17 protein-coding genes and 1 tRNA gene are annotated in these 15,349 nt (G+C 65.2%); 3 read left to right on the top strand and 15 right to left on the bottom strand.

What is annotated here, in order from left to right; all coding sequences use genetic code 11:
- Window positions 1-15 precede the first annotated feature (15 nt).
- The 7 genes from mdcB to V5G24_RS06295 form a co-directional block, all read right to left on the bottom strand.
- Complete coding sequence (mdcB, locus tag V5G24_RS06325; protein WP_394086067.1) at window positions 16-912, bottom strand: triphosphoribosyl-dephospho-CoA synthase MdcB; 897 nt, start codon at window positions 910-912, stop codon at window positions 16-18.
- Window positions 888-1,562: a malonate decarboxylase holo-[acyl-carrier-protein] synthase gene (gene mdcG, locus V5G24_RS06320; RefSeq protein ID WP_394086065.1), complete on the bottom strand. Its 675-nt coding sequence runs from the start codon at window positions 1,560-1,562 to the stop codon at window positions 888-890. The genes mdcB and mdcG overlap by 25 nt, the downstream gene beginning before the upstream one ends.
- Window positions 1,555-2,286 carry a biotin-independent malonate decarboxylase subunit gamma gene (gene mdcE / locus V5G24_RS06315; RefSeq protein ID WP_394086064.1) on the bottom strand — a complete coding sequence of 244 codons (732 nt, stop codon included), beginning with the start codon at window positions 2,284-2,286 and terminating at the stop codon, window positions 1,555-1,557. Before mdcE ends, mdcG begins: the two co-directional genes overlap by 8 nt.
- Window positions 2,273-3,202, bottom strand: coding sequence for a biotin-independent malonate decarboxylase subunit beta (locus V5G24_RS06310; protein ID WP_394086063.1), 930 nt, complete (start codon window positions 3,200-3,202; stop codon window positions 2,273-2,275). Before V5G24_RS06310 ends, mdcE begins: the two co-directional genes overlap by 14 nt.
- Entirely contained in the window at window positions 3,195-3,512 is a 318-nt protein-coding gene (gene mdcC / locus V5G24_RS06305; protein WP_394086062.1) for a malonate decarboxylase acyl carrier protein, read from the bottom strand. The genes V5G24_RS06310 and mdcC overlap by 8 nt, the downstream gene beginning before the upstream one ends.
- Before the next feature lie 11 nt (window positions 3,513-3,523).
- Complete coding sequence (gene mdcA / locus V5G24_RS06300; RefSeq protein ID WP_394086061.1) at window positions 3,524-5,194, bottom strand: malonate decarboxylase subunit alpha; 1,671 nt, start codon at window positions 5,192-5,194, stop codon at window positions 3,524-3,526.
- Window positions 5,195-5,259: 65 nt separating this feature from the next.
- Entirely contained in the window at window positions 5,260-6,045 is a 786-nt protein-coding gene (locus V5G24_RS06295) for an alpha/beta hydrolase (protein WP_394086060.1), read from the bottom strand.
- A 349-nt stretch (window positions 6,046-6,394) separates the two neighbouring features.
- On the opposite strand from V5G24_RS06295, the gene V5G24_RS06290 reads away from it, so the two are divergent.
- The gene (locus tag V5G24_RS06290) at window positions 6,395-7,342 is read left to right on the top strand and encodes an AEC family transporter (RefSeq protein ID WP_394086059.1); all 948 of its coding nucleotides are present in this window, start codon (window positions 6,395-6,397) and stop codon (window positions 7,340-7,342) included.
- 57 nt (window positions 7,343-7,399) lie between these two features.
- Window positions 7,400-8,008, top strand: a complete 609-nt coding sequence (locus tag V5G24_RS06285) for a short chain dehydrogenase (RefSeq protein ID WP_394086058.1) — start codon at window positions 7,400-7,402, stop codon at window positions 8,006-8,008.
- 181 nt (window positions 8,009-8,189) lie between these two features.
- Here V5G24_RS06285 and V5G24_RS06280 read toward each other — a convergent pair whose 3' ends face one another.
- The 4 genes from V5G24_RS06280 to V5G24_RS06265 all read right to left on the bottom strand — a co-directional run bounded on the left by V5G24_RS06280 (window position 8,190) and on the right by V5G24_RS06265 (window position 10,721).
- Window positions 8,190-8,477 (bottom strand): hypothetical protein, encoded by a 288-nt coding sequence (locus V5G24_RS06280; protein ID WP_394086057.1) that lies wholly within the window; start codon window positions 8,475-8,477, stop codon window positions 8,190-8,192.
- A 242-nt stretch (window positions 8,478-8,719) separates the two neighbouring features.
- Window positions 8,720-9,409 carry a haloacid dehalogenase type II gene (locus V5G24_RS06275; RefSeq protein ID WP_394086056.1) on the bottom strand — a complete coding sequence of 230 codons (690 nt, stop codon included), beginning with the start codon at window positions 9,407-9,409 and terminating at the stop codon, window positions 8,720-8,722.
- Window positions 9,410-9,586: 177 nt separating this feature from the next.
- Window positions 9,587-10,309: a cytochrome c biogenesis CcdA family protein gene (locus tag V5G24_RS06270; protein ID WP_394086055.1), complete on the bottom strand. Its 723-nt coding sequence runs from the start codon at window positions 10,307-10,309 to the stop codon at window positions 9,587-9,589.
- A 10-nt stretch (window positions 10,310-10,319) separates the two neighbouring features.
- Complete coding sequence (locus tag V5G24_RS06265; RefSeq protein ID WP_394086054.1) at window positions 10,320-10,721, bottom strand: thioredoxin family protein; 402 nt, start codon at window positions 10,719-10,721, stop codon at window positions 10,320-10,322.
- 104 nt (window positions 10,722-10,825) lie between these two features.
- Here V5G24_RS06265 and V5G24_RS06260 point away from each other — a divergent pair, with 104 nt between their 5' ends.
- Window positions 10,826-11,404, top strand: a complete 579-nt coding sequence (locus V5G24_RS06260) for a TetR/AcrR family transcriptional regulator (protein ID WP_394086052.1) — start codon at window positions 10,826-10,828, stop codon at window positions 11,402-11,404.
- A 492-nt stretch (window positions 11,405-11,896) separates the two neighbouring features.
- Here V5G24_RS06260 and V5G24_RS06255 read toward each other — a convergent pair.
- The 4 genes from V5G24_RS06255 to V5G24_RS06240 all read right to left on the bottom strand — a co-directional run bounded on the left by V5G24_RS06255 (window position 11,897) and on the right by V5G24_RS06240 (window position 15,192).
- Window positions 11,897-11,972: transfer RNA gene (locus V5G24_RS06255), tRNA-Lys, on the bottom strand.
- A 107-nt stretch (window positions 11,973-12,079) separates the two neighbouring features.
- Window positions 12,080-13,579: a tripartite tricarboxylate transporter permease gene (locus V5G24_RS06250; protein ID WP_394086051.1), complete on the bottom strand. Its 1,500-nt coding sequence runs from the start codon at window positions 13,577-13,579 to the stop codon at window positions 12,080-12,082.
- A 10-nt stretch (window positions 13,580-13,589) separates the two neighbouring features.
- Window positions 13,590-14,051 (bottom strand): tripartite tricarboxylate transporter TctB family protein, encoded by a 462-nt coding sequence (locus V5G24_RS06245; protein WP_394086050.1) that lies wholly within the window; start codon window positions 14,049-14,051, stop codon window positions 13,590-13,592.
- A 160-nt stretch (window positions 14,052-14,211) separates the two neighbouring features.
- Window positions 14,212-15,192 (bottom strand): tripartite tricarboxylate transporter substrate binding protein BugD, encoded by a 981-nt coding sequence (locus tag V5G24_RS06240; protein WP_394086049.1) that lies wholly within the window; start codon window positions 15,190-15,192, stop codon window positions 14,212-14,214.
- Window positions 15,193-15,349: the final 157 nt, after the last annotated feature.

The raw sequence follows: 15,349 nt of genomic DNA, 5'->3' as shown, positions 1-15,349 counted from the left end.
GAATTGCAATGCCGCTCAAGGCGCGCGCTCAACGCGGTCGAGGAAGATCGTCACGGCGAGAAGATCGGCCGAGCCGCCGGGACTGAGGCGTCGTGCGACGAACCGGCGGTGGACGGCGGTGGCGTAGGCGAGCCAGTCGGCCCGGCCCACGCCGCCGGCAAGGAGGAAGCCGCGCGCGTCAGCGCGTGCATCCGCCAGGCCCTCGGCGCCGCCGCGATGGAGCAGGTTGGTGTCCTCCATCGCCGCCAGAAGCGCGAAGAAGGCATGCACGCGCGCGGCGTCCTCGTTGCCCGCGAGTGCCCGTCCGGCTCGCAGCGCCGGCAAGCCGATGTCCCGCGCGTGAGGGAAACCCTGTGCCGCCTCCGACCGCGCGCCGCCGGCGCGGTAGCGCCGCAGCGCGTCGCTGCCATGGCTGTTCAGCGGGATGGGACCGCGCAGGATCTCGCTGCCCCAGCGTTTGCCGACGGCCAGCATCAGCCGTTCGGCCGAAAGGGGGGAGCGCTCGGCGCCCGCCGCGCCTACGGCCGCGCAAAGCAGCCCCAGCGCAAAGATGGCGCCGCGATGGGTGTTCACCCCGCCGGTGGCGGCGAGCATGGCGTCTTCCGCGTGCTGGCCGATCCGGCGCAGCGCGTTCATGTCGGCATCCACCGAACCCGCGACGGCGAGCTCGGTGTAAAAGGGGCGGAGCGCGGCAATGCTGCGCAAGAACGTTCCGTAATCCATGTCGTCATGGCTGCCATTGTCGAGCGGGCTGACGAGGCCGGGCTTCGGCCAGGTGTCCACTTCGGCAAGCAGCGCATCCGCCGCCATCTGGCCGATCCGGTCGGCATCGGCGGGCGCGAGCGGCGCCCGGCCCTGCGCCGGAGCGCGCTTCGGCAAGCCTGCGGTCACGCGAAGAGGCGTCGCGCGCATCTGAGTTCCGCTCCGTGCATGGATTTGACCAGGACCGTGCCGCCGGCGCGGACAAGCGCGCCATGCAGCTCGCGCCAGTTGACGGCTTCGCCGGCGGGCAGGACGATCTCCCCATCGAGCCGAGCGGGACCTGCGGCATCGAGTGCTGCGAGATCCTCGAGCAGTTCGTCCAGCCTATCCGGGCGCGGCGCCGGCCAAAGCAGATCGATGTCAGAGCCGGGCCGCAGATAGGCAAGCTCCGTCAGGTGCTGCCAGAGCAGCGCCCCGAAGACGGCTGGCCGTAACCCAAGCCGTACAGCAAGGGCCGTGATGGCCTCCAACTGCGGCCGCAGGGTGGTGGGGACCGACCGTGCCGCCTCGGCCGGCGAGACGGCCGCAATGGCGTTTATCCCGCTGTCGGCGGGAATGAAGAAGCCGAGCCTCAGCTTGCCGAGCGCGGGCGGCAGCGGCAGGCCGACCGCGATGTCGTCCCGGTCGTTCGCGCCGCAGCGGCGCACGATCACCGGCCAGCCGCGTCCGGCCCAGCCTTCGACCAGCTGCCGGGCCTCTCCGGCGAGAGGGTCGACGCCATGCGTGGCGGCGAGCATGCCGCGCCACGCTTTCGGCTCGATCCGCAGCAAATCATGGCGGCGATAGGGATGGCTAGGCATGGTGGCCACCGGAGGCCTGATCCGCCACGCGCCGCGCGATCTGCGCCGCGACGGGGCGGCCGCCGCGCTCGGCACCGAGCGTGTCCCGGACATCGTGGGAGGGGATAGCCGCCAGCGTTGCTTCGAACTGGTCCGCCAGAGGCTTTGCAGGATCCCACACCTCCGCCACGGCTCCCACCGCAGTCATGGATGCAAGACCCGGCGCGAAGACCGGCGTCGTCTTGGACAGCTCCTCCAGCTTCGCCTGCGGCAGCTTGGTCACCCGCGCCATGGAAGGCAGGTCCATCACCGCCGGCTCGGCGCCAGGCAGGCCGATGAGGATGTCCGTGGCGCCGGCCGTGGCGAGGAAGGCCCCGGCGGCGGCCTTGCCATAGTTCAGCCCCACGGTGGGATGGCCGCTCCGGCTCGCCAGGTGCAGGCATTTCGCCAGATGGGCCAGATATTCGTTGAGGCCGAGCATCTCGTCGTGGCGGGACATGAGCTGTCCCTGGGTGTCGACGACGACCAGGATCGGCGCCGTGCCACCCGCGGCGATGATGTCGAGCACGCGGTCCGCCAGCGGCAGGATGCCGGTGATGCCGAGCGCTTCGCCGTCCGTGATGCCGATCACCTCGACCGTGCCGCCATCGGCGCGCTTGCCGGTGCCGAGGATCAGATGATCGGCGTGACGCGCGACGACATGGCCCGCGGGAAAAAGGCTGTCCAGGATCTCATCGAGCGTCATGATCTGTTCCTTCCACGCCCGCGACCACCGCCCGGAAGGCGTCGTCGTCCATATTGCCGATAGCCTGCGGATCGGGGAGGCCGAGGGCGGCCCACATCTGCGTCGCCACGCTGCACGCACCAAGGCGCTCGACCCGCACGGCGAGCCGCGCCTGCTCCGCCTTGAGCGTCGCGAGATCGAAGGTTGGCGCGCGGTCGATGAGCGCAAGGGCAGCTCCTCGGAAGCCGGCAATGCTGTCATCGGCATAAGCATCTGCGCCGCCGATGAGGCGCCGGGTGCGCCCGCCGGTCACGCTCCAGACCAGGGCCTTGTCCTGCGAGTCGAATTCCTCGACGCCCTTGTTGGTCTCGATCACCTCCGGGCCCGTGACACCCGTGCGCCCCTGCTCGGAGATGACGATGGCCGAGCAGGTGGCGGCGGTGAGCCCGGCGCCACCGAAGGCGCCCGCCCGTCCGCCCACCAGCGCGATCACAGCGACTCCGGCGGCCCGCGCCTCCACGATGGCGCGCATCACCTCGGCGACGGCCAGCTCGCCCGCATTGGCCTCCTGGAGCCTCACCCCACCGCTGTCCAGCAGCAGAAGCATCGTGCGCGGCAGCTTCGCATCGTTGCGCGCCGCGCGCAGCAAGCCGACGAGCTTGGCGCCGCTGACCTCGGCGAAGGTGCCGCCCATGAACTGGCCCTCCTGCGCAGCCACCAGCACGTCGCGCCCTTCAAGTCGCCCGCGCCCGACGATCATGCCGTCGTCGAAGGCCGCCGGCAGGTCGAACAAGGCGAGGTGCGGGCTCTGCACCCGCTCGGTCGGCGGCAGAAACTCGGTGAAGCTGCCCTGATCGAGCAGATGCACGAGGCGCTCGCGGGCGGTTGAGAGGAACCAGCTCACGGAGCCGGCTTCGATGAGGCGCATGTCAGTCATGGCCGACCTCCATGGTCCGCGCGCCCTGCAACAGCCGGAGCATCACCGTATCGGGCCGGGCACCGCCGTCATTGATCGAGATGCGCAGGCCGCCGGGCGAGGCGCGCTCGACGAAGTCGGCGATGACCGCCTCCCACACCTCGTCATAGCCGCGCACCGGGGTGGCGATCTCAACCGTGCATTCGGTCGCCTGGAGCGTGCGTTCCAGCAGGACTTCGAGATTGCCGGAGCCGACGACGCCGACGAGGGCGCTGCGGATCATGCCGGCGGCGGGGCCACGTGTCGTGTGGCGGAATTTGAGGGTTTCCATGGGCCGGCTCCTCACCAGTTGCGGAATTTGTGGGGCGGGTCGTAGAGATCGCCCGACCAATGCATCAGCTCCTTGATGGAGCGCGCGGCAAGCAGGCTCGTATTGGCATTCAGCGGGTCGATACCGAGATCCTCGGGCCGCTGGATCACCTTACGTGCGCGCAATTCCTCGACCGTCTTGCGGTCTCGCGCGCGCCCGACATCGGTATAGCCCGCGACGCCCCGGATCGCCTGCTCGCGCTCATAGGGCGTGCGGCACAGAAGGAGGTTGGCGATGCCCTCCTCGGTGAGGATGTGGGAGACGTCGTCGCCATAGATCATCACCGGCGGCAAGGCGAGATCGAGGGATTTCGCGAGCTCGATGCTGTCCAGGCTCTCGACGAAAGTGGGCGCCATCTTGTCTCCGAAGGTCTCGACGATCTGCACGACGAGTTTTCGCCCGCGCGGCAGCGCCTGCGCGTCGCCCGCCGCCTCGCGCCCGGCCTTGAGCCAGGCATCGCTGGCGTGCCGCCGGCCGCGCGGGTCCGAGCCCATGTTCGGGGCGCCGCCGAAGCCGGCGATGCGGTCGCGGGTGAAGGTGGAGGAATTGCCCTGCAGGTCGATCTGCAGCGTCGAGCCGATGAACAGGTCGGTCGCGTAGAGGCCAGCCGACTGGCAGTACATGCGGTTCGAGGCCATGGAGCCGTCGCGACCGGTAAAGAAGATGTCCGGCCGCGCGCGCATGTAGTCGTCCATGCCCACTTCCGAACCGAAGCTGTGCACCTGCTCGACCCAGCCGGTCTCGATGGCTGGGATCAGGGTCGGATGCGGGTTCAGGGCGAAGTGCGTCGCGATCTTGCCCTTCAGTCCCAGCCGCTCGGCATAGGTGGGCAGGATCAGCTCGATCGCCGCCGTGTTGAAGCCGATGCCGTGGTTCAGGCGCTTCACGCCGTAGGGCGCGTAGATGCCCTTGATCGCCATCATGGCGCTGAGGATCTGCGTTTCGGTGATCTGCGCCGGATCGCGGGTGAACAGCGGCTCCACATAGAAATGCGACGGCGCGACCACGACGAAGTCCACCCGGTCGCCCGGCACGTCGACCCGCGGCACGGTGTCCACCAGCTCGTTCACCTGGGCGATGACGATGCCCTGCTTGAAGGCGGTCGCCTCGATGACCACGGGCGAATCCTCGGTGTTCGGCCCCATATAGAGGTTGCCGTCGCGGTCCGCCGCGCGCGCCACGGTGAGCGCCACGTGGGGCGTGAGATCGACGAAATAGCGCGAGAACAGCTCAAGATAGGTATGGACTGCCCCGAGCTCGATCTTGCCGGCCTTGAGCGCCCGCGCGAGCGCCGCGCCCTGTGGGCCGGAATAGGAGAAGTCCAGCTTTCGCGCGATGCCGGCCTCGAACAGGTCGAGATGCTCCGCGAGAACCACGCCGGACTGCACGATGTGCAGATCCTTCACCACGGAGGGATCAACCGCGGCCAGCCGGGCGGCGAGGAAGTCCGCCTGCTTCTGGTTGTCACCCTCCAGGCACACCCGGTCTCCCGGGCGCACCACCGCCTCCAGAAGCTTCGTCGCATCCTGGTGGGAGACAAGCTTCCCCCTGGCATAGGGGCTGGCGGCCGACAGGCGCTGGTCGCGCGATTGGCGGGCCGTATCCCATGCGCGTTGCGATGGACTATTCGATGGGGCAGTCATGGGCGAACCTCATGCACCGGGAAGAAAGCCGCCGCGCCTGGGCGGCGCGACGGCATCGGGGTTGCCTAATTGCTCGGCTCGCCGACCTTGCGGGCGGCCTCTTCGATCACGGAGGCGACCTGCTTGGGATGGGATTCATAGACCGAATGGCTGGCGCCCTCGATGACGATAAAGGGCGCCTTGGCACGCTGGTAATAGAAGCGCTCCAGGTCGGGATTGATGATCTGATCGTTGCCGGCCACGATACCCCAACTGGGCTTGGTCTTCCACGCCGCAGCGGTGAGCGGCGTGCTGAACACCTCGGCCTTGGCGAGCACCTGCGAGCGGGATTCGAATTCCGCCTGCTCCTTCGGCAGGTCCGGCGCGAACAGTTTCGCGAACAGCTTGGGGTTCAGATAGGTGTAGCCGTCCGGCGTCTTCTCGATGGCGCCCGGCGTCTTCGCCAGCACGCTCGGCGTCTTCTTGCCGAGCTCGCCCTCATCCTCGCCCACATCGGGAGCATGGGCGGCGACATAGACGAGGCCGGCCACCTTGGGGTGCACCCCCGCCTCGGTGATAATGGAGCCGCCGTAGGAGTGGCCGACCAGGATGGTGGGTCCATCCTGCATGTCGAGCACGCGCTTGGCGGCGGCGACATCGTCCTGGAACGACGTCTCGGGCTCCTGGACCATGGAGACGCGGAAGCCCTTCTTGTTCAGGATGTCATAGACCGGCTTCCAGCCGGAGGCATCGACCCAGGCGCCGTGCACCAGGACGATGTTCTTGATGGGCTCCGCCGAAGCCGTGGCCGGAGCGGCCAAAGCGAGCAGCGATGCGAGCATCAAAGCGGGGCGGATACGGCGGAACGACATGGCATTACCTCGTCGATTGCAGGGCGGGTGCGCCCCATTGGCGAGAAGAAAACTCCCAGAAACAGGCCTGGAATACGAGTAAAGATGCGAAAATTTGCGAAAATCACTGTAATGTTGATATTTTATATTTTGATCGCCGGATGGTTTTAAGTTGTTCTATCTTCGCATAATGTAATAATACCAAGGTATAAAAAAAACCTGGAGGATCACCCTGTGAGAGAGAGAATCTGCTCATGGGTGGCGAGACCGCCAGTGGGGGCTGCCGAATTTTCATTTATTTACATGACAACCGGCTGATCCGCCGCATCCTGCTCCTGTGGTTCCAGCACACGGGAAAGGTTATCCGCCGATGATCCATGCAATCATGATGGCGCTTGCGCCGCTATTCTTCGTGATGGCGCTGGGCTACGCTGCCGGGAAAGCCCGGAAGATCGACAACCAGCACGTGGGCAGCCTGAATTCCCTCACCATGGAATTCGCGCTGCCGGCATCCCTGTTCGTCGCCATGGCTTCGGCCCCGCGCAGCGAGATCATTGCCGAGGTCCCGTTGTTTCTTCTGCTCAGCGCCGTCATGCTCGCCATATATGTGGGGTGGTATGCCTGCGCGCGGCGGTTCCTGGCGGCTGATCCCGGCGATGCCGCGCTTCAGGCGCTGACGGTCGCCTTCCCCAATCTCGCGGGCGTGGGCCTTCCCATCGCTGCCGCAGTTCTCGGGCCCATGGGGCAGATCCAGGTGGCCGTCGCCATCGCCGCCGGCTCCATCATGGTCAGCCCCATTACGCTTGTCATCGTCGAGCTTCATGCCCGGAGAGACGCGAAATGCGAGGGCGGGAGTAAGCGCATCGCGAACGCGCTGAGGCGTGCCATGACGAAGCCGGTGGTGCTCGCGCCCATGGCGGGCATCGCGCTGTCGCTGGCCGGCATTGAGCTTTATTCCATCGCCGCGGCAAGCCTCTCGCTGATCGGACAGGCGGCCGCGGGCGTCGCTCTCTTCCTGACGGGCCTGGTGCTTTCAGCCCAGCCGTTCCGGCCGTCCTGGAAGGTGATCGCCGCTACCCTTGTGGCCGACATCATGCGCCCGCTGCTGGCCGGCGCCGCGGTCATCGGACTCTCCGTGCCGATGGACACGGCGCGGGTGGCCATTCTCCTCGCCGCCATTCCCTCCGGCTTCTTCGGCATTCTCTTTGCGGTCAGCTACGGGCAGGATTCGGCAACCGACGGCTCCATCGTAATCGCGAGCACACTCTTCAGCGCCCTGACGATGGCGATGATAATCGCGCTGCTGTTTCCCGCGTAGACGCAGTTTTCAAGCAACGCACCGGTTCGAGCTTCATGATCATGAAGGAGAAACAACATGAAGACGGTTGTCTTTGGTACGGGCACGATTGGCTCCGCCGTCAAGCAGATGCTGCAGGAGCACGGCTATGAAGTCGTTGCGGTCGGACGGAAATCCGGTGATCGGCAAGCTGACATGACCAGCCCGGAGAGCTTGAAAGCCTTGTTCAGCAATTTGGGAAGGTTCGAAGCGGTTGCGAGCGCCGCCGGCGATGTGTTCCCCGCTCCGTTCGAGTTGGCGACTGACGAACAATGGGCAAAATCCATCACCGAAAAAGGCATGGGCCAGATCAATCTTGTCCGGGCCGCCTTGCCGTTCATCGCCGACGGCGGATCCTTTACGCTGATTTCGGGCATCCTCAGCGACGAGCGAATTCCCGCTGGAACGATCGGCACGACGGTCAATCACTTGGTCGAGGGCTTTGTGAGGGGAGCGGCGGCAGAACTACCCCGGGGCGTGCGCATCAACTGCATCAGCCCAACAGTTCTTGCAGAATCGACTGCCTTCCACCCCTACTTTTTGGGCTACACACCTGTCTCCGCTCGGGAGGTCGCGCGGGCCTATCTCCGGGCGATCGCAAACCCCATGACCGGCCGCATTCTGAAGCTCCACAAGACCGATTGCTGAGTTTTGAGATATCGCTCGAGCGACCGAAGCGGTCCAGATGGAGGGCCGGGCACCGGGCATGGAAGCTGAGGTCCGCGCCGCTGGCACCCGAGCAGAGGCATTATTGAGGACATCCCTGAGTTCGATCATAAAAAAGGGGCTGATCCGAAAATCAGCCCCTTTTCCTCTTGGTGAATAGCGCTCAATTGTCATCCGCATCCTGGGCGGGGCCCCAGTGTGGATTGCCGGACTGCAACACACCGTCAGGGGCGTAATAGGGCCCCGGGGTATCGAAAGCGCTGGGCCGCTCGAACTTTTGCTGCTCCGTTGCGGCAGCAGTGCTCGAGGTTGGCGTCAGGCTTTCTTCGGCGGAGACGGCGCGCTGCATCTGATTTTCCTTCGCCGTATACGGATCGGCGAAGGCGGTGCCGGCAGCAGACAAAAGGGTGGCTGCGACACCGAGGGAAAGCAAGGTAGATTTGATAGACATGGAATTTACTCCGTTGTTGACGGAATAATAATACCCAACCCATTTAAATCCGAAATTATCCGGAAATTTATTTAAAATAAACCATCGTATATGTCGTTTTATCGAAAATTATAAAGCAACAAAACGCATATATTAGTTGATGTATAATAGGCTAGTAATTTCCATTACTACTATCAGGTGGAAAATTCGGGTTAGATTTGAAAAAATCCGTCAGAGTCAAAGGGCGGCCGTCTTGAGCGCGCCTAAGCCGCCCCGACCAGGTCTGGGAGAGCGGCAAGGGACGTCACCACGCGATCGGGTTTCCCGGGAAGCCGTTCGGGTCTTTGCCCATAGCGGTTGCACCAGATGACCCGCATCCCGAACGCCGAAGCCGCGTGGGCGTCCCACGCATTGGACGATTGGAAGGACACAGCCGACGCGGGCAGGTCCAGCCGGTCGAGCGCAAGCTGATAGACCTTGGGGTGGGGCTTGAAGACCCCGACTTCCTCCACCGACAGCACCGCGTCGAGGACGTCGCCGAGCTGAGCGGCCTTGACCACGGCATCGAGCATTGCGGGGCTGCCGTTGGACAGGATGGCAAGACGCAGTCCGGCCGCCTTGAGGCGATGCAGAACTTCACTCACCTCGGGAAAGGGGCGCAGGGTGAAATAAAGGCCCATCAGGCGCTCGCGCAGGCCCGGATGGCTGATCGCCAGGGTCTCCAGGGCGAAATCGAGCGCATCACCGGTCACCTGATGGAAATCAGCGTGCCGTCCCTGCGCGGCGCGCAGCCAAGTGTATTGAAGCTGCTTGTCGCGCCACAGCGCGGCAAGCGGGGCGGATTTGTCCGCCAGCACATCGGAGCAGTCCTGTGCCGCAGACGTGACATCGAACAGGGTCCCGTACGCGTCGAAGACGCAGGCCCTGATTCCTTGAAGCGGTGCGCAATTCATGTGGATGCCCTCCTCGTCGGTTTCGGTCCCGCTGTCCTCGGCTCGCAGCCAGCGGCGCTCTCTATACACTACGCCAATCACGATCGAACGGCGGGACGACCCCGAGCGTGCGCAATGGCTGGTGCAGAAACGGAATGTCGAGGCCAGTCATGGATTGCCTCCGCATGCGGCGACCGGTCAAAACTGCGTGGTCAAATGGGTGAGCCATGCGGGGGAAGCCTCCACCAGGGCCGCCTCCAGGCGCTTGTCGAGGCCCGTCAGGATGAGCAGGCCGATGATGAGGAGGAGGCCGCCGAGCACGGACTTTCCGCCTTGGCCGAACTGCGCCAGCCGGTCACGCCAGCGCATCATGGCTTCGCGCGAGAGCATCCCCAGCCCCAGCAGCGGCAAGGCCGCGCCGAGGCCGAAGGCGAGCATGACCAGGGCGACCTCGCCGAGGTTCTCGCCTTTGGCGGCGAGCACGGACGCGGCCCCGAGGGTAGGACCGACGCAGGGGCTCCAGACCGCACCGAGCAATAGCCCGACGGCGAACTGCCCCTTCAGCCCGGTGGCGGAGAAACCGCCAAACCGCTCTTGCGCCCAGCCGGACGCCGGACCTGCCGCATTTGCCAGGCGCGCCTGGAAGATCGGCACGAGCAAAACGAGGCCGACCGCCATCAGCAGCACCGCTGCGACGGCCCGAAACACCCCGGCATCGAGACCGATGGAAAAGCCGATGGTCGCGACGAAGAGGCCGATGGTGACGAAGGACAAGGCAAGGCCGCCCGCCAATGCGACAGGCCCCAGCCGATGTTGCGAGGCCGCTGCCCCCAAGACCAAGGGCAGGATGGGCAGCACGCATGGCGACAGCGTCGACAGGATGCCGGCCAGGAATGCGAGAAAGCTGTCGCCGAAGGTCATGAACCGCGCCTCACCGGGCGAGTGACGATTTCACCAGCGCGGCGATCGAAGCGGGGTTGGTGTCGCCCACCGACCGCGCCGTCTCGGTCTTGCCCCGAAATGCGATCAGGGTGCTCTGGCTTTGCGCGTTGAAGCTGCGAACCACGGGCTTCTGCGTGTCGAAATCCACCTCGAAGATGACCAAAGCCTTGGTCTCCGGCTGCGCGGCCAGGGCATCGATGATCGGCTTTTGCGCCTTGCAGGTGGGGCACCAGGGGGCCGAGATCTCCACCAGAATGGGCGCACTCGCCGCCTGGGCAGCCGCAAAGACGGCCGGGTCGAAGGGCTTGCGCTCGGCGGCGGAAGCGGAGAGCGATCCCAGCAGGACCAGAGCGCAGGTCAGCCCGGCGAGCAGCGGGTGCAGTCGTTTCATGAAGGTCCTCCTGAGAAATCGGTGCTTGTTTTTTTTGATCGCGCGATCTAAAAAAATCAACGAAGATTCCCAATGCACAGGTCACGTTTCAAGGAGCACGCCCCGTGGGACGACACCGCGCCTTCGACGAAGAAGAGGTCATCGACGCCGCCGTCGCCGGCTTCTGGCAGAACGGATATGGCGCGACCTCCATCAGGGACCTCGCGGCCCGGATGCAGATGGGCGGGGCAAGCCTTTACAATGCGTTCGGAGATAAGCGGGGACTGTTCGTCCGCGCGCTCCAGCGCTATCTTGATCTCTCGTCGCGGCGCCGGATGGCTGAGCTCGATGCCGCCGCCAATCCGCTGGCCGCTCTGCACGATTTCTTCGCGGACCTCGTTGCCGCCTCCCTCTCCGACCGCCGTGGCTGCCTCCTCGTGAACGCCGCCATGGAGGTCGCGCCCATTGATCTTGAACTCGGTGCGGACATCAGGAACGGTCTCAAGGAAGTGGAAGACGGCTTTCGCCGCACCATCGAACGGGCGCAGCAGGAGGGTTCCGTCGACGCCGGCATGCGCTCAGAGGATGTTGCCCGCCGCCTCCTGTCGGCGGTCATCTCGGTCCGCGTGCTCGCGCGCTTGGGCGAGAACCGCGCGCTCCTGGAGAGCATCGCCCGGTCCGCACTGCCGCAGCAGAAGCGCTGAGATGGCCGATGACGGATCCGGCCGCCATCCCGGAGGCATCACGGCCGAAATGGGCAGCCCGCCTCGCACAACGCGAAAAGTGTAACAGCAGGATGGACTGCGAGGCTGAGGGGGCTACCTGACGCTTCAGCAGAAGCAGGACATGATCCGCAAGGTCACCGACGCCATGCTCTCGGCGGAGGGCGAGGGCCTGCATCAGGTCACATGAGTCACCATCGAGGATGTGGAACCCGGTGCCTGGGGTGTCGGCGGGCAGCATTGCCGCGAGCATGCAGCGCGCGAAGTCGTTTCGATACACCCCCACGGCCCGATTGCCTGGAATTGCGATGCCCTGGGCCTTGGCCACATCCGACGCGCTTGCGGCACGAGAAGCGCATCGCGCAGAATCGCAGGCCGTGCGGCCCCGTCGCAAACCGAAGCGAAGACCGTTTCAAAAACCGTTTCAGGTCTTGAAACTGAAACGGCGAAACCACCTGCGTCTTTGGATTTAAATGGTGGGCGCACTAGGGCTCGAACCTAGGACCCGCTGATTAAGAGTCAGCTGCTCTACCAACTGAGCTATGCGCCCCGCCGCGAAGACGTGTCCTCGTCGGGAGGTGGTCGTGTAGCAGAGCTATTTTGCCCTGTCCAGCGCGACCTGTGGAAAACGCCGCCGTTTTTCGGGCGGCGCTTTTCTCATTCCTTGAACGCCTCCTCGCGCGTCTTCTGCACCGAGGGCAGCAGCACCACCACCAGCGCGGCCACCGCCAGGAACAGCAGCACGGCGGAGATCGGGCGGGTGACGAACACGGTGGCGTCGCCGCGCGAAATCAGCATGGCCCGGCGCAAATATTCTTCCAGCATCGGGCCGATGACGAAGCCCAGCAGCAGCGGCGCGGGTTCGCAATCCAGCTTCACCAGCACATAGCCCAGCACCCCGAACAGGGCCATGGTGTAGACGTCGAACGTGTTGTTGTTCACGCTGTAGACGCCGATGCAGCAGAACGCGACGATGGCCGGGAACAGGATGTGGTAGGGCACGGTGAGCAGCCGCACCCAGATGCCGATCAGCGGCAAGTTCAGCAGCACCAGCATGAAATTGCCGATCCACATGGAGGCGATCACGCCCCAGAACAGATCCGGCTTTTCTGTCACCACGTTCGGCCCGGGCGTGATGCCCTGGATGATCAGCGCGCCGATCATCAGCGCCATCACCGGGTTGGAGGGAATGCCGAGGGTCAGCATGGGGATGAAGGAGGTCTGCGCGCCGGCATTATTGGCGCTCTCCGGCCCCGCCACGCCCTCGATGGCGCCCTTGCCGAAGCGCCCCGGCGTCTTGGAAATCTTCTTCTCGATGGAATAGGCGGCGAACGAGGAGAGCATAGCGCCGCCGCCGGGCAGGATGCCCAGGAACGAGCCGAGCACGGTGCCACGAATCACCGGCGCGATGATCGCCTTGAACTCGTCCTTGGTGAGCATCAGGCTTTTCACCTTGGCGGCGACCAGGCTGCGCTGGGATTCGTCTTCCAGATTGCGGATGATTTCCCCGAGCCCGAACATGCCCATGGCCAGCGCCACGAAATCGAACCCGTCGGCGAGATCGGGAACGCCGAAATCGAACCGCGGCACGCCGGTATAGATGTCCTGGCCGGCAAGGCCCAGCAGCAGGCCGAGCACGATCATCGCCAGCGCCTTCACCACCGAGCCGGACGCGAGCGTCACCGAGGCGACGAGGCCGAGCACCATCAGCGAGAAATATTCCGGCGGCCCGAATTGCAGCGCGAGGTCGGCGAGCGGCGGGGCGAACACCGCCAGCAGAAAGGTCGCGACCGTGCCGGCGAAGAACGAGCCCAGCGCGGCGGTGGCGAGCGCCGCCCCCGCCCGCCCCTGGCGCGCCATCTGGTGGCCGTCGATGGCGGTCACCACGGAGGAGGATTCCCCCGGCAGATTGATCAGGATCGCGGTGGTGGAGCCGCCATATTGGGCGCCGTAATAAATGCCCGCGAGCATGATCAGCGCCGACACCGGCGGCAGGCCGAAGGTGATCGGCAACAGCATGGCGATGGTGGCGATCGGCCCGAGCCCCGGCAGCACGCCGATCAGCGTGCCCAGCAGCACGCCGATGAAGCAGTAGAACAGGTTCTGAAACGAGAGCGCGACGGAAAAGCCGAGGCTGAGATTGTCGATGAGTTCCACGGCGCGCTCCTCAATAGCCGCCCAGCCAGGGGCCGAGCAGGGACAAGGGAAGGCCGAGGCCGAGGATGAACACCGCCCAGCAGAACACCACCATCACGGCGGTGATGGCGAGCGCGGTGGTGAGGCGGAACTTCTGGCTGGCGAGCGCGGAGACGAACACCGTGATGCCGAGCGTCGGCAGGAAGCCGAGCGGGCGGATGGCGGCGCCGAAAAACACCGTGCAGGCCGTCAGCAGAATCAGGGCGCGCCAAGCGATCGAGGTGGTGCGGTCACCCTCGAAGCGCAGGCCGTTGATGAGCACGATCAGGCCGAAAATTCCCATCAGGACGGAAAGCAGCAGCGGGAAATAGCCCGGCCCCATGCGCACCGCCGTGCCCATGGCCAATTGCTGCGTTTGCAGGCCGAAGATCACCGCCAGCGCGATGAACAGCAGGCCGGACAACACATCCTTCGGATTGCGAATGAACCCCATCGACCCCATCCCTGATTTCTTGGCGGCGCGCCCCGCAGGGCGGCGGCGCGGCGTTCCTCGATCGCGGCGTTCCTCGATCGCGAACAGGACGTCCGGCGGGCGCGTGCCCGCCGGACGTTTCCGTATCCAAGGCCGCGCAAAATGCGCCGCCTTCGCGCGATCAGTCGGCGTAGACGCCCGCGGCTTCGATCACCGGCTTCCATTTGGCGACTTCCGCCGCCAGGAATTGCTTGTGGTAGGCCGGGCTGCGGTGATCCTCGGGCTCGGGCTCGGTGCCGAGGTCGGCGAAGCGGGCGACCACCTTGGGATCTTCCAGCGCCGTGTTCAGCGCGGCGTTGAGCTTGTCGACGATCTCCTTGGGCGTGCCCTTCGGCGCATAGACGCCGTGCCACACCGCGACTTCAAAGTCCTTCAGCCCGCTTTCCTGCATGGTGGGCAGGTCGGGCAGAGACTTCACCCGGTCCTTGGTGGTGACCGCATAGGCCTTCACCTTGCCGCCCTTGATCTGGCCGGTGGTGTTGGTGGTCTGGTCGCACAACAGGTCGATCTGGCCGCCCACGAGATCGTTCATGGCCGGGCCCGTGCCCTGATAGGGAACGGTGGTCATCTGGGTGCCGATGGCGGACATGAACAACATGCCGCACAGGTGCGAGGCGGCGCCCACGCCCGCATTGCCATAGGTGACGCGATCCTTGTTCTTCTTCACATAGTCGATCACCTCGGTGATCGTCTTCGGCTCGAAGCCGGGCTTGGCGATCAAAGTCATGGGCACGGCGGTGACGAGGCCGACATCCTCGAAATCGGTGATCACATTGTATGGCAGCTTGCGATACAGCGTGGCCGCGGTCGCCTGGCCGATATGATGAAGCAGCACAGTGTAGCCATCGGGATTGGCCTTCGCCACTTGGCCTGCGCCGCGCGTGCCGCCCGCCCCGCCCACATTCTCGACGATGATCTGCTGGCCGAGCGTCTTCGACATGGATTCGGCGACGAGGCGCGCCACCGTGTCGGTGGGGCCGCCAGCGGAGAACGGCACGACCATGGTGATGGGGCGGGTGGGATAGGCCGGCTGCGCGCCGGCCGGGCCGACGGCCAGGCCAAGGAATGCAGCGGCGGCGACGAGTGCGTGCTTCATGCGCATAGGGTCCTCCATGAAAGCGGCGGGGGCTTTTTTGGCCTGCGAGAATATTCCCCTGCTTACGTTGAAGAAGGTCGGCGGGGCTCCAGTCAAGCCGGACTTTACTCTTATTTTTTCACAGCTTCCCCAAAGGAGGACGGGTTTGCACTGCACCACGCTC

It is taken from the genome of Roseixanthobacter finlandensis (genome assembly GCF_043195105.2).
In the GTDB taxonomy this organism is placed as follows: Bacteria; Pseudomonadota; Alphaproteobacteria; order Rhizobiales; family Xanthobacteraceae; genus NCEH01.
Note: the sequence above shows the minus strand (reverse complement) of the source record. Positions and strands in the feature narration are given on the sequence as shown.